Origin of the sequence: Paralcaligenes ureilyticus (assembly GCF_004346225.1) — a bacterium.
GTDB lineage: Bacteria > Pseudomonadota > Gammaproteobacteria > Burkholderiales > Burkholderiaceae_B > Paralcaligenes > Paralcaligenes ureilyticus.
Genome location: NZ_SMAJ01000012.1, coordinates 36,105 through 62,143, shown reverse-complemented (window position 1 = coordinate 62,143; position 26,039 = coordinate 36,105). Strand labels below are relative to the sequence as shown.

The 26,039-nt window shown below is 56.5% G+C and carries 17 protein-coding genes; 14 read left to right on the top strand and 3 right to left on the bottom strand.

The window, feature by feature from the left end; translation table 11 throughout:
- Nucleotides 1–9 precede the first annotated feature (9 nt).
- The 3 genes from EDC26_RS14415 to EDC26_RS14405 all read left to right on the top strand — a co-directional run bounded on the left by EDC26_RS14415 (nt 10) and on the right by EDC26_RS14405 (nt 8,669).
- Nucleotides 10–2,343, top strand: a complete 2,334-nt coding sequence (locus EDC26_RS14415) for a fimbria/pilus outer membrane usher protein (RefSeq protein ID WP_165931036.1) — start codon at nt 10–12, stop codon at nt 2,341–2,343.
- On the top strand, nt 2,331–3,416 hold the full coding sequence (locus EDC26_RS14410) for a Csu type fimbrial protein (protein ID WP_132583834.1): 1,086 nt from the start codon (nt 2,331–2,333) through the stop codon (nt 3,414–3,416). Before EDC26_RS14415 ends, EDC26_RS14410 begins: the two co-directional genes overlap by 13 nt.
- A 1,119-nt stretch (nt 3,417–4,535) precedes the next feature.
- The gene (locus EDC26_RS14405) at nt 4,536–8,669 is read left to right on the top strand and encodes an autotransporter outer membrane beta-barrel domain-containing protein (protein WP_132583832.1); all 4,134 of its coding nucleotides are present in this window, start codon (nt 4,536–4,538) and stop codon (nt 8,667–8,669) included.
- 223 nt (nt 8,670–8,892) lie between these two features.
- Here the strand turns inward: EDC26_RS14405 and EDC26_RS14400 are convergent, their stop codons facing one another.
- Entirely contained in the window at nt 8,893–9,771 is an 879-nt protein-coding gene (locus EDC26_RS14400) for a lipid A biosynthesis lauroyl acyltransferase (protein ID WP_243700924.1), read from the bottom strand.
- A 323-nt stretch (nt 9,772–10,094) separates the two neighbouring features.
- Here EDC26_RS14400 and tig point away from each other — a divergent pair, with 323 nt between their 5' ends.
- The 4 genes from tig (at nt 10,095) to lon (ending at nt 16,094) form a co-directional block, all read left to right on the top strand.
- Complete coding sequence (tig, locus tag EDC26_RS14395; protein WP_132583828.1) at nt 10,095–11,405, top strand: trigger factor; 1,311 nt, start codon at nt 10,095–10,097, stop codon at nt 11,403–11,405.
- A complete protein-coding gene (gene clpP, locus EDC26_RS14390) occupies nt 11,406–12,062 on the top strand; it encodes an ATP-dependent Clp endopeptidase proteolytic subunit ClpP (protein WP_132583826.1) in 657 nt (218 codons plus the stop codon).
- Nucleotides 12,063–12,156: 94 nt separating this feature from the next.
- The gene (gene clpX / locus EDC26_RS14385; protein WP_165931035.1) at nt 12,157–13,464 is read left to right on the top strand and encodes an ATP-dependent Clp protease ATP-binding subunit ClpX; all 1,308 of its coding nucleotides are present in this window, start codon (nt 12,157–12,159) and stop codon (nt 13,462–13,464) included.
- Nucleotides 13,465–13,616: 152 nt separating this feature from the next.
- Nucleotides 13,617–16,094 carry an endopeptidase La gene (gene lon / locus EDC26_RS14380; RefSeq protein ID WP_132583822.1) on the top strand — a complete coding sequence of 826 codons (2,478 nt, stop codon included), beginning with the start codon at nt 13,617–13,619 and terminating at the stop codon, nt 16,092–16,094.
- Between the two features lie 137 nt (nt 16,095–16,231).
- Here lon and lexA read toward each other — a convergent pair whose 3' ends face one another.
- Nucleotides 16,232–16,873 (bottom strand): transcriptional repressor LexA, encoded by a 642-nt coding sequence (gene lexA / locus EDC26_RS14375; protein ID WP_132583820.1) that lies wholly within the window; start codon nt 16,871–16,873, stop codon nt 16,232–16,234.
- A 192-nt stretch (nt 16,874–17,065) separates the two neighbouring features.
- Nucleotides 17,066–18,265, bottom strand: coding sequence for an amino acid aminotransferase (locus EDC26_RS14370; RefSeq protein WP_132583818.1), 1,200 nt, complete (start codon nt 18,263–18,265; stop codon nt 17,066–17,068).
- Nucleotides 18,266–18,345: 80 nt separating this feature from the next.
- Between EDC26_RS14370 and uvrB the strand changes: the two genes are divergently transcribed.
- The 7 genes from uvrB (at nt 18,346) to EDC26_RS14335 (ending at nt 25,960) form a co-directional block, all read left to right on the top strand.
- Nucleotides 18,346–20,376 (top strand): excinuclease ABC subunit UvrB, encoded by a 2,031-nt coding sequence (gene uvrB / locus EDC26_RS14365; RefSeq protein ID WP_132583816.1) that lies wholly within the window; start codon nt 18,346–18,348, stop codon nt 20,374–20,376.
- A gap of 450 nt (nt 20,377–20,826) precedes the next feature.
- Nucleotides 20,827–21,318: a low molecular weight protein-tyrosine-phosphatase gene (locus EDC26_RS14360; protein WP_132583955.1), complete on the top strand. Its 492-nt coding sequence runs from the start codon at nt 20,827–20,829 to the stop codon at nt 21,316–21,318.
- 324 nt (nt 21,319–21,642) lie between these two features.
- The gene (gene iscR / locus EDC26_RS14355) at nt 21,643–22,152 is read left to right on the top strand and encodes a Fe-S cluster assembly transcriptional regulator IscR (protein ID WP_132583814.1); all 510 of its coding nucleotides are present in this window, start codon (nt 21,643–21,645) and stop codon (nt 22,150–22,152) included.
- Between the two features lie 21 nt (nt 22,153–22,173).
- Entirely contained in the window at nt 22,174–23,385 is a 1,212-nt protein-coding gene (locus tag EDC26_RS14350) for an IscS subfamily cysteine desulfurase (protein WP_132583812.1), read from the top strand.
- Nucleotides 23,386–23,398: 13 nt separating this feature from the next.
- Nucleotides 23,399–23,788 carry a Fe-S cluster assembly scaffold IscU gene (gene iscU, locus EDC26_RS14345; RefSeq protein WP_132583810.1) on the top strand — a complete coding sequence of 130 codons (390 nt, stop codon included), beginning with the start codon at nt 23,399–23,401 and terminating at the stop codon, nt 23,786–23,788.
- Complete coding sequence (gene iscA / locus EDC26_RS14340; RefSeq protein ID WP_132583808.1) at nt 23,785–24,108, top strand: iron-sulfur cluster assembly protein IscA; 324 nt, start codon at nt 23,785–23,787, stop codon at nt 24,106–24,108. The genes iscU and iscA overlap by 4 nt, the downstream gene beginning before the upstream one ends.
- Before the next feature lie 259 nt (nt 24,109–24,367).
- Nucleotides 24,368–25,960 carry an ABC transporter substrate-binding protein gene (locus tag EDC26_RS14335; RefSeq protein ID WP_132583806.1) on the top strand — a complete coding sequence of 531 codons (1,593 nt, stop codon included), beginning with the start codon at nt 24,368–24,370 and terminating at the stop codon, nt 25,958–25,960.
- Nucleotides 25,961–26,039 lie beyond the last annotated feature (79 nt).

The window sequence follows — 26,039 nt, the reverse complement described above, 5'->3', positions numbered from 1 at the left end:
TGGTATGTGATGAGCTCATTATTAATGGGCAATGCCGTTACCGCCACGGCTCAGGCCTTCCCTCCAGCGCTGGCCCCCACTGAACAAAAGCCTGATTCTGTTACTGTTGTTGCCAATACCGTTTTTCTGTCCGTAAAACTGAACGGCAACCAAGATGCCGATCTGGTGCCATTTACCGAGCGCGACGGCGAGCTGTATCTGTCCAGGGAAAGCGCGACTCAATTGGGCTTTAGCGCCGATTTTCTGAATTCGGTGGCTGCTACCACGCCGCTTTCCAAGTACCCGGATGTAAAGATCGACTACAACCGCGGTCTGCAAAGCATCAACATGACCGCGCCGTTTTCCGTTCTAAGCTTGTCTACAGCCGTGGTGGGTGCACCCAGCGAGGCCCGCACGGTGGCATCGGCATCGCCTGGCCTGATGCTGAATTACGATCTGTATTCTTCCTATACGAATCAGAACGACGCCAATCTCAGCGGTTTTCTGCAGTTGCGCGCGTTTAACAATTTTGGCGTTTTGAGCGATTCGTACCTGGTTTCGGAGCAGCGCCTGCACGGCCAGCCAGGCTGGCAGCGAAGCGCGGTGCGTCTGGACACGACGCTGGAACATTCCCTGCAAGACAAAGAGGTGACGTTCAGGTTGGGCGACACCGTCACAAACGGCTTGTCGTGGACGCGTCAGACCCGTCTTGGCGGGTTTCAGATATCGCGCAATTTCGCCTTGCAGCCGTACCAGAACACGACGCCGCTGCCCGCTTATTTTGGGCAGGCCACCTTGCCATCAGCGGTTCAACTCTATGTCAATGGTATCCAGCAATACAACGGCAATGTACCTGCGGGGCCGTTCGAACTCAATGCGATGCCCACGGTCAACGGCGCCGGCCAGGCTCAGGTCGTGCTCGTCGATGCATTGGGGCGGCGTACTTCGGTTGATTTTTCCTATTACAACGCGTCCAAGCTACTGCGCAAGGGGCTGACGGATTGGTCGTTTGAAACGGGCTATGTGCGCCAGAACTATGGAATTCAGTCGTTCGATTATGGACACGATCCCATGGTCTCGGGCACGATACGCCACGGCTTTACCAATTGGTTCACGGGCGAAGGACACGTGGAAGGCAGCAAGGGGGTTGTGTCGGGCGGGCTTGGCGCCTCGGCCAATGTGGGGACTCTGGGCGTTGTGTCTGCCTCGTGGGCACAGAGCAAGGCCTTGGGTGTAAAGGGCGGGCAATATAGCCTGGGCTATCAGGTGCAGCGCGGGCCGTTTAACGCCGGGTTCAATACGCAGCGTTCCGTCGGCAGTTTTAACGACGTGGCCAGCCTTTATGGCGGTTCGCCTGTGGTGCGCAATGACAGTGCCTATGTGGGTTTCAGCGCTGGCCGTCTGGGTAATTTTTCACTCAACTATGCGCTGCTGCAGCAGGCGGATCAACCGCGTTACCGGTATGGTGGCGCGTCGTGGTCGCGTACTTTCGATCACGGCATTTCGGTCAGCCTGAGCGCCAATCAAAACCTGGATGTGCGCAGCGATCGCACCATCTACCTGAGCGTCAATTTCAGCCTGGGCAAGAATGTTTCAGCCTATACGTCGGCCGTGCGCGCGCAGGGCTCTGACACCTATACGGCCGGCGCAAGCCATTCTGCGTCCAATGGCGGCTGGGGCTGGAGCGTGCAGGCGCAGAAGGCCGATCAGCAGGGGGCTACGGCAAACGGCCAGGTCAATAAGCAGTTTCAGTATCTGGACTTTGGCGCTGGCATCAGCAGTGCGGGAGCGAATCAGTATGGCTATGCCAGCGCATCGGGCTCGCTGGTGATGATGGGCGGAGGCGTGTTTGCAACGCGCCGCATCTACGATGGTTTCGCCGTCGTCTCAACCGATGGCGTGCCCGGCGTGCCTATAAAAAACCAGAATCGCGTGGTGGGCGATACCAATGGCAGCGGCTTGTTGCTGGTGCCTTCTTTGCAGTCCTATCAGCACAACAAGATTTCGGTGGATCCCACCAACCTGCCTGTCAATATGCGTATAGGGCGCGTCAATGCCGATGTGGTGCCGCGCTACGGCTCGGGGGTGAATGTGAAGTTCACGCTGGAAACCGTGCATGCCGCGTCCCTGATACTGCACGGACCCGATGGCAAGGTGGTGCCGATGGGCGAGCAGGCGTTTCTGAATCATGGCAAGGAACCTGCCGGATGGGTGGGGTACGACGGACGTCTTTATCTTGAAGGATTGAAAGAGAACAATTATCTGTCGATACAAGGCGAAGATATCAACTGCACATTGCGATTCCCGTATAAGGCAAAAGCCGATACGGTACCCGAGATGGGGCCACTATTATGCAAACCGTAACCAGACAAACAGGGTGGACTCATTGGGCCGGGCATTTGGGCAAGATGACGCACTACGGATGCATGAGCTTTATTTTGGCGTGCAGCGTCTTGTGGGGTAGCGCGACACAGGCCCAGACCGTTTCGTGCACGACCAGCGGAACACCTAACTTGGTTATTGGTTCAGTGAATGTGCTGGCTGGAACACCCGCTCAAACGTCGGCTTCGTTCTCGTATACCTGCTCCGCAAACGCTTTTCCGAAAGATAGCTATGTCATCGTTTGCTTTAACATCAACGATGGCAGCGCCGGTAGTGGCAATTCGTACAATCCGCGGCGTTTGGCAGGAGTCGCCCCCCTTCCTTCGGCCAGCAGGCTGAATTTTGATATTTATCAAAATAGCTCATTGACGCTTTGGGGCACTCAATCCAATGCGGCTAGTGGCAACCCCGCTTTTGCAGGGCCGTTTGGTCCGTTCAAGGGAAAACTTGCCTTTCCGACGGGCTCACTAACGTTGGTGTCCACCGTTATACCGCTGCAAAACACGGCGTTGGCCGGAAATTACAGTTCTGACTTTACGGGGGCTACCTCGATTACCTGGCTGTCCGTGCCGGGCGGCAACGTTGGCTCTCCCCCGTGTGCGGGAGCGACTGCCGTTTCCGGTACCAACAGCTTTGGATTCAACGTAACGGCCACGGTGTCCAATCAGTGCTATGTAACGACCAGCGATTTGAATTTCGGGCCGGTTTCCAGTTTGGCTGCAGGGCCCATTACCGGCCAGTCCACGGTCAACGTGCAGTGCACCAACGGCACGCCGTATACGGTGGGTTTAAGCAATGGCCTGAACAGTACCGGCGGCACCAACCGTTCCATGAAAAACACGGCAACGGCGACGCTGGTGCGTTACGAGTTGTACCAGGACGCGGGGCGCAGCGTCCGTTGGGGTAACAATAATGGGATGGGTGGAGATACCTTGAACAATCAGACGGGTACGGGCTCCTATACGCCTATCACCATATACGGGCAAGCCTATCCCGATGCCTCGACGACCGCCGGCAATTACGCTGATACCGTTACCGTCACGCTTTATTATTAACGAACCATTCGCCAAGCCCGGCAAACCTTGGTAGCCTTTATGGAGTGGTCATGGTAGACTTACAAAGTGTTTCAACGTCTTGGCGTACAAGTATGGTCGCAAGAACTTCTTTACTGATGGCAAGCTTGTTTCTACTACTGGCTACGCTTATCGTGGTTGGGCCCGCTCGCGGCAGCAACCAGTTCAACGTTCGCATTTCCATTGTTTCACAGTGCGGCCCTCAGCCTGGTCCGATGTTCGGGCCGGGCTCGCAGTTCAACATCGCGTGCCTTTCCTCCGGGACTATGTTTCATGCGCAGCAATTCAGTGTAGCGCCAAGTTTTGCCCCAAGTTCCGGTTCTGGCTCTGGGAGCACCCGTACGGCTGAAGGCACGTCGAGTGGTCAGTCTGTAAGTTATGGCAATGGCACAGGAGGCGCTGGCTTTAACGCGCCGTCAGTCGACCTCCCGTCACCTCCTCTGCCTTCGGATTCAGCCAAGGATGTTGAGAAGGTGGTTTACGTGGTATTTTAAAGAAGCGCCAACTGTGTAGTTCTTCCGGTAATGCGCTGACAACGACCAATGGTCTGAATCTCGGGTCGATGTCCAATGTTGATACCCCTTAAGGCTGGCAAAGCTCCTACTGTCAGACTGTATCCACCCCGTCCATTAGCAGATATGTCCGTTAGCGCGCTGGCGGCTGGCATCGTTTGTACTCGTTTCTCTGTTTGTTTAAATCCCCAAGTTTGTTCAAACGCTCGAAATAGCGGCTTTTATGGCTCTATTTCGGCTTAGTGTTTTCCCTAGATAATACTGTTCCGCGGTTGATCGAGTTTACATTCAGCTTTATTTAAGGTTCAATATCCCCATATTTTGACTTATTTTGATAGTATTTTTACTGAATTAAAGTTTAATGCGTCAATATTTAGTTTAATTGTCAGTTGATTTACTGAATGTAATTATTAAAGTGGTGTATATGTAACGAAATTTCTGTCCATCTGGGGATTTTTATCTGTAAATAAAGTAAGCGGCAGGTTTTTAGTTCCAGTGTTCGTCAGTGCCCGTTGTGTGTGAGGCGCAGCAGGCAATATCTGCGAGCACTTGTTCAACCGTCAAGTATGGCTTGGCAAGGGGAGAAGTAATGTGTAACGCAATCGGTATGGGTGCGCTGCGAGTTTCGCTGCGCGGTAATATTTTCAGGACAACAGCATTGGCGGCGGCATTGTTGGGGGTATATGGGACGGCATATTCGGCCCCTCCCGCTGCCGAATATGCGTCTTCAGGCAGCACTATCAACCTCGATGGCGTTACCGTTGATGCCGGATCGATTATCGGCGCATGGTCGGATGGCCTCGGCTCGAAGATTACGGCACTGAACGGCACGACGATTTTGACTGATGGCGGCAAATATGGCGCTTATGCAACGGCCGGTGGGTCGATTGATCTGACCGGCGGGTCAGTAACGAACACAAATACTGCGGCTGGAAGCATGGGCATTGCCGCCGTTGGGTCCGGGTCGACCATTACAGGTCTTAATGTTGCTTTAAGCGCGAAAGGCGAAAACACAAGCTCTTCTGCGTTGTCGAATGTCGTCTCAGCCAGTGGCGGTGCGAATGTCGCTTTGACGGGAGGGTCGGTTACCTCATTGAGCAGCCGGTTTGCGCGCGGCATCCTGGCTTCGACCGGAGCAACGGTCACCACCAATGGAACAGCTGTTTCCACAATAGGCAATAAATCGGTTGCTGTGCATGCTTTTGGGGCCAGTTCGGATGTGTCGTTGACTGGGATTGGCATCGCGGGCGGCACTGTTAGCACCCAGGGTGATGAGTCTTATGGGCTATACGCGCAGCACGTGAGCAAAATCACTAGCACGGGGGCGGCTATTACGACTGCGGGCAAGGCCGGTTTTGGCGCCTTTGCGGAAGATGGCGGGCAGATTATCCTGAACGGGGGATCAATTACTACCACCGGCGCGGCGCTGCCGGTGACCGGTGGTCAGGTGGGTAGTTTCGGTGTGTTAGCCAAGGATGGTGGCACGGCGGGCTTGAGCAATCTGAGTGTTACGACCGGGGGCGATTACGCAGACGGTGTGCGTGCTGAAAATGGGGCTATTAATGTCACTAACGGCAACATTACCACCGGTGGCTTGTGGGCGCACGGCGCTTATGCAACAAGCGGCGGAACGATAGTGCTGGATGGCGGCTCTGTTACGACGAACAACGCGACCGGTCGAACGGTTCAGAATGGCGATGGGTCGCGCGCCTATGCTTTGTATGCCAACGGGCCCGGATCAAGTGTAACCACGAAAAATGGCACGGCAATCGTTACGCAAGGTCAGCGTGCTTACGGTGCTTATGCAACGGGCGGTGGCAAGGTGGACCTGACAGGAGGTTCCATCAACACTAACGGATTCATGGCGTATGGTGTCTATGCCAGTGGCGCAGGTTCTACTGTGACGACGCATGATGTAAACATCACGACTGCCGGAAATGTCGGGGATGCGATCTGGGCTTATCAAGGTGGTGTGTCCACCATAAATGGCGGCGTTGTTTCGGTGGGTGGCGGCCCCAATATTCCCGGTGCGGGCGAGACCGCCAATGGCATGACGGCTACCGGTGGAACGAACGGTTCGGGCGATGGCGTCGTCAACGTTCACAATGCGACGGTTACGACCTTTGGCGCCGATAGCGCGGGTGCGCTTGCGGGCTCGGATGTAGGAAGTACTCGTGCTTCGGGTACGATCAATCTCGACCGGACGTATATAACCGTCAAAGGCGCGAATTCGGTGGCCGCCATGGTGAGCTACGGCAGCACGTTCACGGCTGCCAATTCGTCCGGGTTGGTGTCGCTTCAAGGCGATGGCATTTCCATGAATGACAATGCGACGGTTAATCTGTCCGATACCACAGTGCAAGCCAAGGGGGCTTCGCTGGTATCGAATCTGAATACGTCCGGTGCCGTGCAAAATATCACGGCGGGCTCGGGGACGACGATGACCCAGAACAACGGTACGTTGTTGCAGGTGAATCGCGCGGCGGCCGGCATGGATGGCATAGTGAATCTAACCTTGGCGGCCGGGTCCACGTCCGTCGGCGATGTGGTGGATCTGGACGGGCTGGTTCAGGGCGGCCCCGGCACGCGCACCCTGGGTGGCAAAACCAACCTCACGGTCGCCACGGGTGCGAGCTGGACGGGGATTGTTAAAGGCATCAACGATGCGGCCACGGCCGACAATGCTTCGGCGACCTTTAACGACGCCACACCGATCGCCGGCAACGTCTCAAGCGGCAGCAACTCGACCATTACGTTTACTAATGGCGCCAATATTGGCGGTGGAGTTTCCACCGGGGCGGGCACTCAGGGCACTTTCCACGGCACTACCCAGGTTGGTGGCAACGTGGTCACTCAGGGGTCGACGCTGGCCTTTAACGGACCAACCACGATTGGTCAGGGAGTGAGCGGGGGTTCGGGTTCGAACATAGCCTTCAATCATACGACCGCGATAAGCCAGGGCGTCAGCGGCGGTTCGGGTTCGAGCTTTAATTTTGCCGGACCCACCACTATTGGTCAAACCGTTTCGGGCAGCGGTGCGAACTTCCAGTTCAGCAAGGGTCATCCCACCACCATCGGCGGAGATGTAGTGTTGAGCGATAACTCAACGCTCAAAGGCGGCACAATCGGTACGCCGATTCAGATTCAGGGCGCGGCCACCGTCACCAGTGGTTCGACCCTAGGCGGGAATCTGCTGGTAACAGGGCCTTTGGGCGGCTCTGGCGGCACCGTTAGCCCAGGGAACTCGGTCGGGACACAAAGCTACGCGACCAGTGCCGGTTTTACGGGGGCGTACAAAGCCGAGGTCAACGCGGCGGGCAACTCGGATCTGATCATCATCCGTTCGGGCAACTTTGACCTGTCGGGCATTGATTTAGCGGTTGCTCAGGAAAATGGCACGGGCGGTTATGTTCTGCAGCATAAGTACACCATCATCCAGACGCCGGGCGGCCAGGTGCAGAACACCTTCAAAAGCACTGCGCTGGATGCGAGCTTTGCCAATACGCTGGTGAAACTGGATCCTGTGGCTTACGGCGCTCAGGACGTGCAGGTAAGCTTGTCAGTGGACCCCGCCAAGGTAGCCAGCGCGCGCCGGGGCTTGAGCTCGAATCAGAATGCGACACTTGATGGAACGATCTCGGTGGCGGGCTTGAATGCTTCGGCCGCCGCCGCCCTCGCGTCGACTGACACAAAAGATGTGTTGAATCAATTGTCAGGCGAAATGCACGGCAGCACCCAGTCGGCCTTGCTCAGTTCGGGCGGTCAACTGGTGCGTACGCTTTCGAACCGCATGCGCGCCAACCTGGGCGCACCCATGATGGCGGGTGCGCCGGTGGCGCAGGCGTCTGGGTCGATGCCGGCCGGCGCTATGCCGCAGTCTTCCGCGTATCCGCTGTGGGCGCAGGTGGTGGGCGATTGGCAGACCTTCAAAGGCAATGACAACACCGCCAAGAGTTCGCTGACTACCGGCGGTTTGTTTGTGGGTGGCGATGCGAATGTCGGCGCTGGGTGGCGCGTGGGCGGGGCCTTGGGCTTTACCAACGGCAGGGTCGATGTCAACGATCGCTCGTCGAAATCCGATCTCAAGAGCTATACCGCCTCGCTGTATGGGGGCAAAAGCTGGGCAACGGAAAAGGGGCAGATCAACTTCCTGGCCGGCGCTGGCTATACACGCTACTCCGTCGACAGCCGTCGCAGCGTGACAGTGGGCGGCGCGCAGACGCTGGAGGCGAATTACCATGCCAATGCGACGCAGCTCTTTACCGAGTTGGGGTACGCAATTCCGGTGGGCCAGGCAAGCACGATCGAGCCGTATGTGGGTCTGGCCTGGATCAACCTGCGCTCGCAAGGGTTTGATGAAACAGGCGGGGCGGCGGCACTGCATGGCGACAGCCGTACCGACAGCGTCAGCACCATGACCCTGGGTTTACGAAGCAAGACCACGGTGAATGTGGGCCGTCAGACGGCGACCCTGACGGCGGGGCTGGGCTGGCGCCTTGCCGCAGGTGATGTGAATCCCGAACGGCGTCTGGCGTTTATCCAGGGCAACGGGGCCGCCTTTAACGTGGCTGGAGCCCCGATTGCCAGGAACGCCGCAGTGGTGGATCTGGGCGCCGAGATGGCGGTGGGCAAAAACGCGGCCCTGGGCCTGGCCTATAGCGGCCAGTTCGGGGCGGGCAATAGGGATAACACCGGCTCGTTATATGTGAAGGTGCGTTTCTAACCCGGCTGAATTTGTAGCGCTGGGTGAATTTGTAGTGGCACCCCTTGTGGGTGCCATTTTCGATAAACAGAGCTTAGGTTATTGCGAAAATGGCACCCACAAGGGGTGCCGCTACACAAGGGGTGCCGCTACATTAAGCGACGGCCACGTTCTTGTAGCGACAGGCCTTGTGCCTGTCATCCATGCAAGAAACAGGACGACCACAAAGATTGCCCCTGCAATCTCAATACACCGATTTCTCGCCATTGGGGCGGCGCTTGAAGCGGCGGTGGACCCAATAATATTGTTCCGGCATAAGACGAATCTGGGCTTCCAGGAACTGGTTCATTTGCAGGGCGTCGGCGTGCACGTCGCCGCAAGGATAATTTTCGAGCGGCTCGAAGATTTTCAGCTTGTAGCCGCGATACTTGGGCAGAACTTCCGTAGTGAACGGAACCACACGGGCGCCGCTGAGTTGCGCCAGACGCGAAACGGCGGTGAGCGTACAGGCCTGCACGCCGAAAAAAGGCACGAATACCGAGTCGCGCAGGCCAAAATCCATATCGGCTGCAAGCATGATCGGCTTGCCCGATTTGAGTATTCTCAGGGTCTGGCGCGCGCTGCTGTTGCGCGGAATCATTTCGGTGCCGAAACGGGCGCGCTGCACGCGCGCGATATCGTCGGTCGCATCGTCGGACATGGGGGTGTAGAGCGAAGCGACAGGATGCAGGATGGAGTATTCCATGCAGCCGGCTTCTATGGCGGCAAAGTGAAACCCCATAAAAATGGTGGGCTGGGCGTAGGAGTCGTGCAGCTCTATGGCGCTTTCAAGTTTCACCAAACGATTTAGCGTTTTGGCACTGCCGAACCATTGGGTGCCGCGTTCCAGGTAGCTGCGAATGACGTGGCGGAAGGTGGAGTGCGCCAATCGTTCCCGCTGCGCCTCGTTTTTTTCGGGAAAACACAGGCGCAGGTTGGTGTGCAGAATACCTTTGCGCCGGCTGGGGATAAGGTACAGCAATGAGCCCAAGGCTTCGCCCACGCGCGCCACCAGCCCGTAGGGCAGGACAGCGAACAGACGAAGCAGGCCGGCTGTCAGGGTGTTTTGAGTGCTTTGTTTCAATGGATGGGGAAAAAAGTTGCGGTGGGAGGGGTAGTAAATATATCTCGTGGATATTGCGCGGGTCGTTTGCGCAGATCGATGGTGGCACCCACAAGGGGTGCCGCTACAAAAGGCAGGTGGCATAACTGTGACAATCGCGACAATAATTGGAAAACGTACCCGTCGCTCATGTAGCGACACCTCTTGTGGGTGCCATCGCCCGCCGAAAAAGCAAGCCTACCTGATAAGGGTTCATGCTAGCACGAGCTGGTTACATGAAGTTGTCCGGTTTCCGGTAAAATACCGTGTTCATTTATTCAATTACTCATTTATATAGGTCTCTAATGCAGCCCGTGGTTGAAATTTTGTCTGGCCTGGAGCGCCGTGTGGATCTGGTCGTTTCGGTCGCCGACATAGAAAAAGAAGTCCAGACGCAACTCAAACGCGTCGCCCGTACCGCCAAGGTGCAGGGGTTTCGGCCCGGCAAGGCGCCAATGGCGATGATCGAGCGCAGCCACGGCCCAGGCATACGCTACGACGTGATCAATGGCGAAGTCGGCAAATCGCTGGACAAGGTTATTGCCGAGGCCAAGCTGCGCGTGGCCGGGGTTCCTAATCTGGAACCTAAAACCGAAGGGACCGAAGAGGGCGCGCTGGCGTTTTCCGCTACGTTCGAGGTCTACCCCGACGTGACCGCGCCCGATCTGTCGACCTTGCACGTCAAGCGCGCTCAGGTCGAGGTGGGCGACGCCGAAGTCGATCGCACCATCGATATTTTGCGCAAGCAGCGTGCCACCTACGAGGCACGCGATGGCCGCGCCGCGCAAGACGACGACCGCGTAACGCTTGATTTTGCCGGCACGATCGATGCCGTGCCGTTCGATGGCGGCTCTGCCGAAAAATTTCCCTTTGTGTTGGGTCAGGGCCGCATGTTGCCCGAGTTCGAATCGGCCGTGCGCGGCATGAAGGCGGGCGAGAAGAAAACCTTTCCGCTCACCTTCCCGGCCGACTACAACGGCAAGGAAGTCGCCGGGAAAACGGCTGAATTCGCCATCACGGTAACGGAAGTCGCCGAGCCGCTGTTGCCTGAAGTCAATGCCGAATTTGCCAAGTCGCTCGGGCAGACCGAAGGCGATGTGGCCAAGCTGCGCGCCGATGTGCGCGCCAATATCCAGCGTGAAATCAAGTCGCGCGCACAGGCTCGCACCAAGGGCAGCGTGATGGATGCATTGATCGCCGCTTGCGACTTTCCGGTGCCCAAGGCGCTGGTCGACAACGATGCGCAAGGCCGCGTGGCAGCAGCGCGTGAAGACCTTAAACAGCGTGGCCTGCCCAATGCGGATTCGGTACCGATTCCGGTTGAGGCCTTCACGGCGGAATCCGAGCGTCGCGTGCGTTTGGGTTTGCTGGTGTCCGAACTGGTCAATAGTGCCGACCTGCAAGCCAAGCCCGAGCAGGTCCGCGCCCGTATCGAAGAGTTCGCGCAGAACTACGAGCAGCCGGCCCAGGTGGTAGCCTATTACCTGGCCGACCGCCAGCGCCGCGCTGAAATCGAAGCTATCGTGCTGGAAGACAATGTTGTGGATCACGTTTTGTCCAAGGCGCAGGTCACCGACGAAAAGGTGGCTTTCGATGAACTCATGGGGACTGCATAAATGCAGAGATTTACTGACTTCTATGCATCAATGAATGGTGGCGCTTCGGTGACGCCCACCGGTCTGGGCTATGTGCCTATCGTGATTGAACAGTCGGGCCGTGGAGAGCGGTCTTACGATATCTATTCGCGCCTTCTGCGCGAGCGGGTGGTTTTTTTCGTGGGCGAAGTCAACGATCAGTCGGCCAATCTGGTGGTGGCGCAGCTGTTGTTCCTGGAATCCGAAAACCCGGACAAAGATATCTCGCTGTATATCAACTCGCCGGGCGGATCCGTCTACGCAGGCATGGCCATTTACGACACCATGCAGTTCGTCAAACCCGATGTGTCGACCTTGTGCACCGGCTTTGCCGCGAGCATGGGGGCGTTCCTGCTGGCCGCAGGCGCCAAAGGCAAGCGTTATACCTTGCCTAACTCGCGCATGATGATTCACCAGCCTTCGGGCGGCACCCATGGCCAGGCGTCCGATATTCAGATTCAGGCGCGCGAAATCCTTAGCTTGCGTGAACGCCTGAACCACATCCTTGCCAAGCATACGGGGCAGCCGTTGGAGCGTATCGAGGAGGATACTGAACGCGATAATTTCATGTCGGCCGAAGATGCGGTATCGTATGGTTTGGTCGACAAGGTATTGGTCTCTCGCGCCGACGAGGCGTAGGGGTCGGTTCCTGGTTATGATGGCACCCACTAGGGGTGCCGCTACATGAATTATGGTGGCGCCTGCAAAGGGCGCCCTACACTCGAAGAGTTTTATGCCTGAAAAAAAAGGATCCGCCGACGGCAAAGTATTGCATTGCTCGTTTTGCAATAAAAGCCAGCACGAGGTTCGCAAGCTCATTGCCGGACCCTCGGTTTTCATCTGCGATGAATGCATCGGTCTGTGCAACGACATCATCCTGGAAGAAACCCACGAGGCGGCCCGCGACGCCATTCACAATGAATTGCCCACGCCGCACGAAATCAAAAGCTTTCTCGATGGCTACGTCATCGGGCAAGACGTGCCCAAGCGCAATCTGGCCGTGGCGGTTTACAACCACTACAAGCGTATACGCTATGGCGTCGCCAAGGACGACGGCGTCGAACTGTCGAAAAGCAATATTTTGCTGATCGGGCCTACCGGCTCGGGCAAGACTCTGCTGGCTCAAACCCTTGCGCGCATGCTCGATGTGCCTTTTGTGATGGCCGACGCCACTACATTGACCGAAGCGGGTTATGTGGGTGAAGACGTCGAAAATATTATTCAGAAGCTGCTGCAAAACTGCAATTACGAAGTTGAAAAGGCGCAGCGTGCCATTGTATATATCGATGAAATCGACAAGATTTCGCGTAAATCCGATAATCCGTCCATTACCCGCGACGTCTCGGGCGAAGGCGTGCAGCAGGCCTTGCTCAAGCTGATCGAGGGCACAGTGGCGTCTGTACCGCCCCAGGGCGGCCGCAAGCACCCCAACCAGGACTTCGTCCAGGTCGACACGACCAATATCCTGTTCATCGTGGGGGGCGCTTTCGACGGGCTGGAAAAGGTCATTCGTGATCGCACCGAAAAGTCCGGCATCGGGTTTTCGGCGTCTGTGCACGCCAAGGACGCGAGCAGCGTAGGTGAACTCTTTACCGAGGTCGAACCCGAAGATCTGATCAAGTTCGGCCTGATTCCCGAGCTGGTGGGCCGTTTGCCTGTTGTTGCAACGCTCGAAGAGCTCAAGGAAGATACGCTGATCCGCATTCTGACCGAGCCCAAGAACTCGCTGATCAAGCAGTTCCAGAAACTGTTCGAGATGGAAGACGTCGAACTCGACGTTCGCCCGCAGGCTCTTAGCGCCATCGCCCGCCGTGCGCTCAAACGGCGCACGGGCGCCCGCGGCTTGCGGTCCATTGTCGAGCAGGCGCTGTTGGGCACCATGTATGAACTTCCGTCGCAAACCAATGTCAAACGAGTGGTTCTGGATGAAAACGCGGTTGAAGGTAAAGGTACCCCCTTGCTTATTTTTGCCGATCAAGACGCCAAGCCTGCGCCCGAACGCAAGGCCGATCGGCCCAAGCTGAAGGACGCCGCCGCGTAAGCGCCATATAACCATCTAGCGGGACAGGGGCATGTAGACGATAGGGCTTGAATATCTGGCCATCGCCCCTACATACACTGCAGGTAGTACAGCGAAAGGGAGGCAGACGCTTCCCTTTCGTTTCCAAAGCGGTGCTTTTTAAGGAAATTACTATGGCTGCGAGCCAGATTCTCTCTTCAGAACCCATGGACTTGCCTCTTTTGCCTTTGCGCGATGTGGTGGTGTTCCCGCACATGGTGATTCCTTTGTTCGTAGGCCGCCCGCGCTCCATCAAAGCGCTGGAGCTGGCCATGGAAGCGGGCAACAATATTATGCTGGTGGCGCAAAAATCGGCCAGCAAGGATGACCCGACGCCCGACGATCTTTACGAGATCGGCTGCGCGGCGGGCATTTTGCAAATGCTCAAATTGCCCGATGGCACGGTTAAAGTGCTGGTCGAAGGTCTGCAACGCGCCCGCATCCAGGATGTCAGCGATGCCGAGACGCATTTCATGGCCAAAGTCCTGCCGCTCGAGCCCGACACCGAACAAGGAGCCGAGTCCGAGGCCCTGCGCCGCGCCATCGTTGCGCAGTTCGAGCAGTACGTCAAACTGAATAAAAAAATTCCTCAGGAAATTCTCACCTCGCTTAGCGGGATCGACGATGCCGGCCGTCTTGCCGACACGATCGCCGCCCATTTGCCCCTCAAACTCGAGCAAAAGCAGAAAATGCTCGAGTCTACCGGCACGTCCGAGCGTCTCGAGAATCTTTTGTCTCAGCTTGAGGGTGAAATCGACATTCTCCAGGTCGAAAAGCGCATACGCGGCCGCGTCAAGAAGCAAATGGAAAAAAGTCAGCGCGACTACTATCTGAATGAGCAGGTCAAGGCCATTCAGAAAGAGTTGGGCGAGGGCGAAGAGGGTGCGGACATCGAAGAGCTCGAGAAAAAAATCCTCGCGGCCAAAATGTCCAAAGAAGCGTATAAGAAGGCGGAGTCCGAGCTGAAAAAGCTCAAACTCATGTCGCCCATGTCGGCCGAAGCCACTGTGGTGCGTAACTATATCGACACCTTGATCGGTTTGCCCTGGCATAAGAAAAACCGCATCAGCGGTTCGATTCCCAATGCCGAACAGGTGCTCGACGCCGATCATTACGGCTTGGAAAAAGTTAAAGAACGCATCATCGAGTATCTCGCTGTGCAACAGCGGGTCGACAAGCTTAAAGCCCCCATCCTGTGTTTGGTTGGGCCTCCGGGCGTGGGGAAAACATCGCTCGGTCAGTCGGTCGCGCGTGCGACCAACCGCAAGTTCGTGCGCATGGCGCTGGGCGGCGTACGTGATGAAGCCGAGATTCGTGGGCATCGCCGCACGTATATTGGCTCGATGCCGGGGAAAATTTTGCAGAACATGACCAAGGTGGGCGTGCGCAATCCTTTGTTCCTGCTCGACGAAATCGACAAGATGGGCGCCGATTTCCGTGGCGATCCGTCTTCGGCGTTGCTCGAAGTGCTCGACCCAGAACAGAATCATACGTTCCAGGATCATTACATCGAGGTCGATTTCGATTTGTCCGATGTGATGTTTGTGGCTACCAGCAATACCTTGAATATTCCGCCGGCGCTGCTCGATCGCATGGAAGTCATTCGCCTGTCGGGTTATACCGAAGACGAAAAAGTGCGTATTGCCTTTGACCACCTGTTGCCCAAGCTCATGAAGAACAACGGTGTGCGCAAGGGCGAAATGACGCTGGACGAATCCGCCGTGCGCGATATCGTGCGCTATTACACGCGGGAATCCGGCGTGCGTGCGCTGGAACGTGAAATCAGCAAGATCTGCCGCAAGGTGGTCAAGCGTCTTTTGGCACAATCGCCGGAAACTGCGGTGCGTGGCAAGAAGCCGGCGGCCGGTGCGCCGGCGGCGGTGGAAGCCATCGTCAACGCCGAAAACCTTGGGGAATTTCTGGGCGTGCGCCGCTACAGCTTTGGCATGGCCGAGAAAGAGAACAAAGTAGGGCAGGTGACCGGTTTGGCCTGGACCGAAGTGGGTGGCGAGCTGTTGACCATCGAGGTGGCTGATATGCCGGGCAAGGGCGTGGTGACGCGCACGGGTTCCTTGGGCGACGTGATGAAAGAATCGGTCGAGGCGGCTCGTACGGTGGTGCGTTCACGGGCGCAGCGCTGGGGGATTGCCAACACGGCTTTCGAAAAGCGCGATTTGCACGTGCACTTTCCCGAAGGCGCAACACCCAAGGACGGCCCGTCTGCCGGTATTGCCATCACGACAGCCATGGTGTCGGCACTGACGGGCATCCCCGTTCGCGCCGATGTCGCCATGACGGGTGAAATCACCCTGCGCGGCGAAGTGTTGCCCATCGGCGGCCTTAAAGAGAAGTTGCTGGCGGCGCATCGCGGCGGCATCAAGGTGGTGATGATTCCCGAGGAAAACGTCAAAGACTTGGCGGAAATCCCCGACAACGTCAAGAATCGCCTCGAGATCATTCCCGTACGCTGGATCGATCGGGTGCTGGAAGTGGCCTTGCAGCATATGCCTACTCCCTTGTCCGACGAAGAAGTCGCCAAGCTGGCGGCCGAGGCGGTCGCTACCGCCAAGCCTGTCGAGGACGCGTCCGGCGGTGGTTTGATGAAGCATTGATTTGGCGGGTTTTGTAGCGGCGACCCTTGTGGTCGCCGTTTTCGCCATTGTTTTGTAGCGGCACCCCTTGTGGGTGCCAGTTTTTTTGCATGGATGGCACCCACGAGGGGTGCCGCTACAAAAGAGGCGCGGGCGCCTTAATGCAACGGGGTAGTGCGGATGAGGCCCACGACAATGCCTTCCAGGGAAAAATCGTCGTCGGGGCCAACAACGATGGGCTTGAAATCGGGGTTTTCGGGCAGCAGCTCGATGCGGTTGCCCGATTCGGAGAGGCGCTTGACGGTAACGTCGTCGCCCAGCCGTGCGACGACGATCTGGCCGTTGCGTGCTTCGAGGGTTTTTTTAATGGCGAGCAGGTCGCCATCCAGTATGCCTGCGTCGCGCATGCTTAAACCGCGAACCCTCAACAAGTAGTCGGGTGTTTGGCTGAACAAGGAGGCTTCGACACCGATTTCGCGTTCGATGTGCTCGGTGGCGAGAATAGGGCTGCCCGCCGCTACCCGGCCTATAAGTGGCAAAAACAGTTGTGCCAGCCCAGAGACTGTAGAAGGCGCTGAGGTGGCTTGGTTTTTCAACCTGATACCACGCGACGCACCCGCGGTGAGTTCGATAGCCCCCTTTTTGGCTAAGGCCTTAAGGTGGTCTTCGGCGGCGTTGGCGGACTTGAACCCCAGCGTACGCGCGATTTCGGCGCGTGTAGGCGGAAAGCCGGTGCGCGCGATCTCCGTACGGATGAGATCCAGTATTTGTTGTTGACGCGCGGTAAGCTTGACGGCCATGCAAAAACCTTAGCTGTATTTATATACAGCACGTATTCTGCACGAGTTCTGTCAGGAAAACAAGCGGTAGCGGGTACGTTTTTGTAGCGGCACCCCTTGTGGGTGACATCTATGCAATAACCTGCACCTTGTTTATCGAAAATGGCAGCCACAAGGGCTGCCACTACATGATTCGATGGCAGCCAAAAAAGCTTACAGCACTTTGGCGATGGCTTCTGCCACGTAGTCGATGTTGCGGCTATTCAGGGCCGCGACGCAGATGCGCCCGCTGTTGATGGCGTATATCGCGTGTTCTTCGCGCAGACGGTCGACCTGAGCCGAGGTCAGGCCTGAATATGAAAACATGCCGCGCTGGGCCAGCACAAAATCGAAATTCTGTTTGACGCCGTGGGTCTTCAGCTTTTCGACCAACTGGATGCGCATGGCGCGAATGCGCTCGCGCATGCTCGTCAGTTCTTGGGTCCAAAGTGCGTAAAGTTCAGGCGTATTCAGCACCATCGAGACGACCGTGCCGCCATGCGTGGGCGGGTTGGAGTAGTTGGTGCGGATCAGGCGCTTGAGCTGGCTTAATACGCGGGTGGATTCTTCGCGGCTGGCCGAGATGAGCGTCAGGGCGCCCACACGTTCTCCGTAAAGCGAGAACGACTTCGAGAACGAAGAACTGACAAGCATGGTCAAGCCTAGCTCGGCGAACAAACGCACCACCGAGGCGTCTTCTTCCAGGCCTTCGCCAAAGCCCTGATAGGCAATGTCCAGAAAAGGCACGAGCTGTTTTTCTTTGACCACGTTGGCAATTTTCCGCCATTGATCAAGGGTGGGATCGACACCGGTGGGATTGTGGCAGCAGGCGTGCAGCACGACGACGGTTTGGGTCGGCAGCTTGTCCAGCGCCGCCAGCATGCCCTCGAAATCCAGGCCGTGGGTGGCCGCGTTGTGATAGGCGTAGGTGTCGACGGTAAAGCCGGCGTTTTCGAAGATGGCGCGATGGTTTTCCCAGCTGGGGTTGCTGATCGCAACCTTGGAGCCGGGCAGCAAACGTCGCAGGAAATCGGCGCCGACCTTCAGGGCTCCCGTGCCGCCCAAAGTCTGGGCGGTCAAGACGCGGCCCTCGGCGACAAGCGCGGAGTTTTTGCCCAACAGCAGCGTTTGGGCTCCCTTGTTGTAGCCGGGGATTCCGTCAATAGGCAGATAGCCGCGAGCCGCCGCCGCCTCGGTTTGCGCAATTTCTGCCTGGCGAACTGCCTTGAGCAGCGGAATCCGGCCTTGGTCGTCGCAGTACACGCCTATTCCAAGATTGACTTTATTGCTGCGGGTGTCGGCGTTGTATTGTTCGTTAAGGCCAAGAATGGGGTCGCGCGGGGCGAGTTCGACGGAATCGAAAAGAGAGTTCATTTGGGGTGGGTAGTTGATGAGTAGGTGGGTTTTGGACAATAGTGTGATAATAAGGGGTTTACCCTTAATGTGTCCAGCTGATGAGTGATCCAGGCTTTGTCCAGTACCTTGATAGTCCGTTTCAGTTATACCAGCCGTTTGCGCCCGCTGGGGATCAACCCACAGCTATTGAATCGCTGATCGAGGGCATCAGCGACGGCTTGATGTTCCAGACGCTGCTGGGCGTAACCGGGTCGGGCAAGACTTATACGATGGCCAACGTCATCGCCCGCCTGGGCCGTCCGGCAATTGTGCTGGCGCCCAACAAAACGCTGGCCGCGCAGCTGTACGCCGAGATGCGTGACTTTTTCCCGAATAACGCGGTCGAGTATTTCGTGTCGTACTACGATTACTATCAGCCCGAGGCTTATGTGGCCGCGCGCGACCTGTTCATTGAAAAGGATTCGTCCATCAATGAACATATCGAGCAGATGCGCCTGTCGGCCACTAAAAGCCTGCTCGAGCGGCGCGACACCATCATCGTAGGTACGGTCTCGTGTATATACGGGATAGGTAATCCTGGCGATTACCACGCGATGGTGCTGACCTTGCGTACGGGCGATACCATCCCCCGGCGGGAGTTGCTGGCGCGCCTGGTGGCAATGCAATATGAGCGCAATGACGTGGAGTTTGTGCGCGGCAAATTTCGGGCACGCGGCGAAACCATAGACGTGTTTCCCGCCGAGCATGCCGAGCTGGCCTTGCGAATCACCATGTTCGACGACGAAATCGAAAGTCTTGAAATGTTCGATCCGCTGACAGGCCGGATCAAGCAGAAAACGCCGCGCTTCACTGTGTTCCCCAGTTCGCATTACGTAACGCCGCGCGAAACGGTGTTGCGTGCCGTCGAGACTATCAAGATCGAGTTGCGCGAGCGGCTCGATGTGCTTGTCAAGGATGGCAAGCTCGTTGAGGCGCAGCGGCTGGAGCAGCGCACGCGTTTCGATCTGGAAATGCTGCAGGAGCTGGGGTTTTGCAAGGGGATCGAGAACTATTCGCGCCATCTGTCGGGGGCCGCGCCCGGCGAGCCGCCGCCGACACTGATCGACTATCTGCCGGCCGATGCCTTGATGTTCATCGACGAAAGCCATGTGACGATGGGGCAGTTGGGCGGCATGTACCGTGGTGACCGGTCGCGAAAAGAAACCTTGGTGCAGTTTGGTTTCCGCCTGCCTTCGGCGCTCGACAACCGTCCGCTGCAGCTCGAGGAATTTGAGCAGCGCATGCGCCAGTGTGTTTTCGTATCGGCTACTCCCGCTGCGTACGAAAAAGAGCATTCCGATAACGTCGTGGAGCAGCTCGTACGGCCCACCGGCCTGGTCGATCCGGAAGTCGAGGTGCGTCCGGCCCTGACCCAGGTCGATGACCTGCTGGGAGAGATCAAGAAGTGTATTGCGCTTAAAGAGCGGGTACTGGTCACCACGCTGACCAAGCGCATGTCCGAGGACTTGACCGATTATCTGGCTGAAAGCGGTTTGAAGGTGCGCTACCTGCACTCCGATATCGAGACCGTCGAACGGGTGGAGATCATCCGCGATTTGCGCCTGGGGGTGTTCGATGTGTTGGTCGGTATCAATCTGTTGCGCGAGGGGCTGGATATACCTGAGGTTTCGTTGGTGGCGATCCTCGATGCGGATAAAGAAGGGTTTCTGCGTTCCGAGCGCAGTTTGATCCAGACTATGGGACGTGCCGCGCGCAACCTGCATGGCCGCGCCATTTTGTATGCCGATCGCATTACAGATTCCATGCAGCGGGCCATGGGCGAGACCGAGAGGCGCCGCAACAAGCAAATAGAGTTCAACAAAGTGCACGGCATTACCGCTCGCAGCGTGAACAAGGCGGTACGTGAATTGATCGACGGCTTCGTGTCGACTCCCGATCCTTCCCTGGTGCCGGACGATATATCGTCCGAGGTATTGCATGACGAGAAATCTCTGGCCAAGGAGATCCGGCGCTTGGAAAAACTGATGCTCGACCATGCCAGGAATCTTGAATTCGAGCAGGCGGCCGCAGCGCGCGATTCCTTGAACCGATTAAAGGATCGCGCCTTGTTTGGCCCGGGGCATCCGTAAGGTGAATGGATTGTCGAGGGTTTGCCAACCACCTCGGAACCTGCTGCTACCCTCTTAATGTGAATTTCACCCGCTCATGTAATATTTTGTTGGAAAATACCAACAGCAAAATATGCTGATCCGCAGCAATATCAATGAATCGCGTTATCGCTTCGGCCATTTCGACGGTCGCTGCGTTCGTCTTATAACGTCGTCAGGCCTAGGGTTTACCTTAGTGCCGCTTCGGGCTAACGGATCGGCAACGCCCGAAATAAAGGGAGTGCTGCACTGCATTATTACCAGCACTTTTTGCAGGACAAACAGGTGTTTGAAACTCTCTGAAAAATCTTTAAAAGCCAGCTAAAGTCTTAATATAGTTGTATATTATATTTGTCAACCCAGTGTTCGTAGTACATTGTGACAGTGCAAAAAAGTCTTGCCTTATTGCGGGTTTTCCCTCACAATTTAACTATGATGACTAAGGTACTTTTCGTTTGCATGGGTAATATCTGCCGCTCGCCGAGCGCAGAGGGCGTCTTTCGCCATTTAATCGACGATGCCGGATTATCCGGGGTAGTAGGTGTCGATTCAGCTGGTACCCACAGCTTCCATATCGGCGAACCCCCTGATGCGCGGGCGCAGGCCGCTGCGCGCAAGCGGGGCTACGATATTTCCGGCCGCACCGCGCGGCTGGTTACAGCCGAAGATTTTCGCGAATTCGACATGATTCTGGCCATGGACTGGGAAAACCTCTCGGCCTTGCAGCAGCAGTGTCCCAAAATCTATCAGCACAAGCTCATGCTTCTGATGCGTTTTGCGAACGAATTCGAAGAGGCCACCGTTCCCGATCCCTATTATGGCGGCCCGGAAGGCTTCGGCAAGGTTCTCGACTATCTCGAGGATGCCTGCCAGGGTGTTCTTGAATTGGTGCGTAAACGCGCCACGCAATACCAGGCGGCATAACCTCGTTTGTGTTTCCATGCTGTTTGTCGTCAAAAAACCGCGCTAGCCGCGGTTTTTTGTTGTGGGTGCGCGGTACGTGGCGCACACAAGGGGTGCCGCTACAAAAACCTACCCGCCGCTTGTGGCGACAGGCCTTGTGCCTGTCATCCATGCAAGACACTGTCCAGGTGTGGTTGCCATCTCCAAAATTGCCGGACGAATTTCGACGGTTGCATACCGCAGTAAATCAGTCGGGAATTTGATATACTTGACTTAATTAGTCGGGTTAAAGAATCCCGGCTATGGTTCCACTTATTTGCATCAGGTTTGGGCAAGGAAATCACCATGCGTTTAACGACTAAAGGGCGTTTTGCAGTGACCGCCATGATTGATCTGGCGTTACGGCAGCAAAGTGGCCCTGTTACATTAGCGGCCATCAGTCAGCGTCAGAATATTTCGCTGTCTTATCTCGAACAATTATTTGGCAAGCTGCGCCGGCACGAGCTGGTCGATAGTGTGCGCGGGCCGGGGGGCGGGTATTCGCTGGCCCGTCTGGCACGCAATATTACGGTTGCCGACATGATTTTTGCGGTTGACGAGCCATTGGATGCGACCAGTTGCGGCGGCAAAGAAAACTGCACTATTGGCCGCATTGGCAAGTCCGGCAAGTGCATGACCCACGATTTGTGGTCTACTCTTAATCGAAAAATGGTTGATTATCTGGATTCGGTTTCTTTGCAGGATCTGGTCGATCAGCAGCGTATGCGTCTGCTGCAGGAGTCGTCCCAAGAGCTGGCCGAAGCGCGCCTTAACAGAATGCCCGGTGTCGGGGCCGCAGCTCCGGTTGCGGCATAAAGATTTTCAGGAGTCAGTTCGATGCGTTCACGTCCGGTGTACCTGGATTATTCGGCGACTACGCCGGTCGATCCGCGCGTCGTCGACAAAATGGTGCCATGGCTGTATGAACAGTTTGGCAATCCGGCGTCGTCCAGCCATTCGTATGGGTGGGAGGCCGAAGAAGCGGTAGAAGGCGCACGCGCTGAAGTCGCAAAGTTGCTTAATGCCGACCCGCGTGAAATTGTCTGGACATCGGGAGCGACCGAATCGGACAATCTGGCGATTAAAGGGGCGGCCGCCTTTTATGCCAGTCGCGGCAAACATATTATTACGGTTAAAACCGAGCACAAGGCTGTGCTGGATACCTGCCACGAGCTCGAACGCCAGGGCTTCGAGGTCAGTTACCTCGACGTGGGCAACGATGGCCTGGTCGATCTGAACACCTTGCTTGCGGCCATCCGGGCCGACACCATTCTGGTGTCGGTCATGTTCGTCAACAACGAGATTGGCGTTATTCAGGATATTGCCGCCATTGGTAAAATCTGCCGCGAGAAGGGCATCGTGTTTCATGTGGATGCAGCGCAGGCAACGGGTAAGACCCCCATTGACTTGCAAACGCTCGACGTCGATCTGATGTCGCTTTCGGCCCATAAAACCTATGGCCCCAAGGGGATAGGCGCTTTGTACATACGGCGCAAGCCGCGTGTCCGTATCGAGGCCCAGATGCATGGCGGGGGGCACGAGCGTGGGTTCCGTTCGGGCACACTGGCCACTCATCAGATTGTGGGCATGGGCGAGGCCTTCCGTTTGGCGCGTGAAGAAATGGCGGTTGAAAATAAGCGTATTCGCGTGCTGCGCGATCGCCTGTGGGCGGGGATATCGAAGATCGAGGCCGTTTCCTTAAATGGCGATATCGAACAGCGCGTGGCCCATAATCTGAATGTCAGCTTCGACTATGTCGAAGGCGAGTCGCTGATGATGGCGATTAAAGAGCTGGCGGTATCGAGCGGTTCGGCCTGTACGTCAGCCAGCCTCGAGCCCTCTTATGTGTTGCGCGCCCTGGGCCGCAGCGACGAACTTGCGCATAGCTCCATACGCTTTACGATCGGCCGATTCACGACGATGGAAGAAATCGATTTTGCGGTTCAACTGATTGATGACCGCGTGCGTAAATTGCGCGATATGTCTCCGCTGTGGGAAATGGCCCAGGAAGGCATTGACCTGAATACGGTGCAATGGGCTAGCCGCTAGCCGGGAAACATCTATGGTTTATAGCGAAAAACTGCTTGATCACTACGAAAACCCGCGCAACGTCGGCGCTTTCGACCAGTCCGGGGCGGACGTTGGCACCGGTCTGGTCGGGGCCCCCGCGCTGGGCGACGTGATGCGGCTGCAAATCAGGGTGAACAGATCGGGTATCATTGAAGAAGCCCGGTTCAAAACCTATGGCAGCAGTTCAGCAATAGCCGCCAGTTCTCTGGTAACCGAATGGGTCAAGGGTAAAACGCTGGATCAGGCCATGGACATACGCAGTACGCAAATTGCCGAAGAACTGGCTTTGCCGCCCGTCAAGATTCACTGTTCGATTTTGGCCGAAGACGCCATCAAGGCGGCGGTGCGCAACTACAAACAGAAGCTTCAGGAGCTGTCATGAGCATTACCCTTACACAGAAAGCAGCCGATCACATCGACCGTTATCTTAAAAAACGCGGCACAGGTATTGGGCTGCGCCTGGGCGTTCGCAATACGGGATGCTCCGGCATGGCTTACAAAATCGAGTACGTGGACCAGGCCCAACCCGACGATATCCTGGTCGAGTCGATGGGGGTCAAGGTATTCATCGATCCTCAAAGCCTCTCTTATCTCGATGGCACGCAACTCGATTATTCACGCGAAGGCCTGAACGAAGGCTTCAAGTTCGCTAACCCGAACGAAAAAGGCACTTGCGGTTGCGGCGAGTCTTTCACGGTGTAGCCTCTCTGTGGCGCCACCCCTTGTGGGTGGCGAAACCCCGGCTGGCAGGGCGGTATCTTGCACCGATGACAGGCACAAGGCCTGTCGCTACAAAATCCACCTTTACGCTCTCTGTAGCGGCACCTCGCGTGGGTGCCAATCGAGGGTATATCCCAGAGTTTTCAGAGTAACGAAACGGCCTTGTTTCATGCTACATTCACAGCGCTTACTGCGTTGCGGCGCGTTCAGCCCGGGCGCTTTACGAGACAAAGGATAAATCATGAGATATCGTCATCTGAAGCTGAGTCTGGCTGTAGCCGCACTGGCATTTGCAGCGTCGGCGGTTCAGGCCAAAACCTATGTATTTTGCTCCGAGGGTTCGCCCGAGGGCTTCAATGCGTCCCTATTTACGTCGGGGACGACCAACGACGCGACGCATCCTATCTTTAACCGCTTGGTTCAATTCAACCCGGGTACGACTGTCGTGGGGCCATCGCTGGCCGAAAAATGGGATGTCAGCGATGACGGCAAGGTCTACACCTTTCATTTGCGCAAAGGGGTCAAGTTCCACAGCAACAAGCTGTTCAAACCCACGCGTAATTTCGATGCCGACGATGTGCTGTTTACGTTTGCCCGCCAGAAAGATGCCGATAATCCCTACCACAAGATTTCGGGCGGCACATACCAGTATTTTCAGGGTATGGGCATGGGCAGCCTTATCAACAAAATTGAAAAGGTCGACGATTACACCGTCCGTTTTGTGCTGAACCGCCCCGATGCGCCGTTTATCGCCAATCTGGGCATGGAGTTCGCCTCGATCCAGTCGGCCCAGTATGCCGACGCTTTGTTGAAGGCCGGTACGCCCGAGAAAATGGATAGCGAGCCCATCGGCACCGGGCCGTTCGAGTTCGTGTCCTATCAAAAAGACGCGCGCATTCAATACAAGGCGTTCAAAAATTATTGGGGAGCCAAACCCAAGATTGACCGCCTGGTGTTCTCCATTACGCCTGACGCCACCGTGCGCTATGCCAAATTGCAAAAAAATGAATGCCAGTCCATGCCGTATCCCAATCCGGCCGATATCGCGGCCATGAAGAAAAACCCCGATATTCAGATGAAGCAGCAGGCGGGTTTGAATGTTGGATACCTGTCGTTCAATACCCAGAAAAAACCCTTTGATAATGTCAAGGTGCGCCAGGCGCTCAGCATGGCGGTCGACAAAAAAGCGATTATCGAGGCCGTCTTTCAGGGGGCTGGGCAGCCGGCCAAGAATCTGTTGCCGCCTACCATGTGGTCGTATAACAATGACGTGAAAGACTATCCCTACGATCCCGTCAAAGCCAAGGAACTGCTGAAGGAAGCGGGCTACCCGAATGGTTTCGATACCGATCTGTGGGCCATGCCGGTGCAACGGCCCTACAACCCGAACGCGCGCCGGATGGCCGAGATGATCCAGTCCGACTGGGCCAAAATCGGCGTCAAGGCCAAGATTGTCAGCTACGAATGGGGCGAATACCTCAAGCGCGCCAAGGCGGGCGAACATCAAACCATGCTGATCGGCTGGACGGGCGACAATGGCGATCCCGACAATTTCCTGGCCACCTTGTTCAGCTGCGATGCCGCCAAAAAGGGCTCGAACTATTCACGCTGGTGCTACGAGCCCTTTGAAAAGCTGATCTTGCCGGCACGCGCAACGGCCGACCAGGCCAAGCGCACCGAGCTCTACAAACAGGCCCAGGTTGTCATGCATGATCAGGCGCCTGCCTTGATGATTGCGCACTCGACGGTGTACGAGCCTTTGCGCAAGAACGTTAAAGGCTACGTTGTGTCGCCCCTGGGCCGTCACATATTCGGTAACGTCAGCCTCGACTAGAACGTTCTCGGTACTCGCTTCCAGGGTACTTCTTGCGGTTCACCTCTGCCTTGGGCGGCGGTGAACCGTGTTCGCCTGC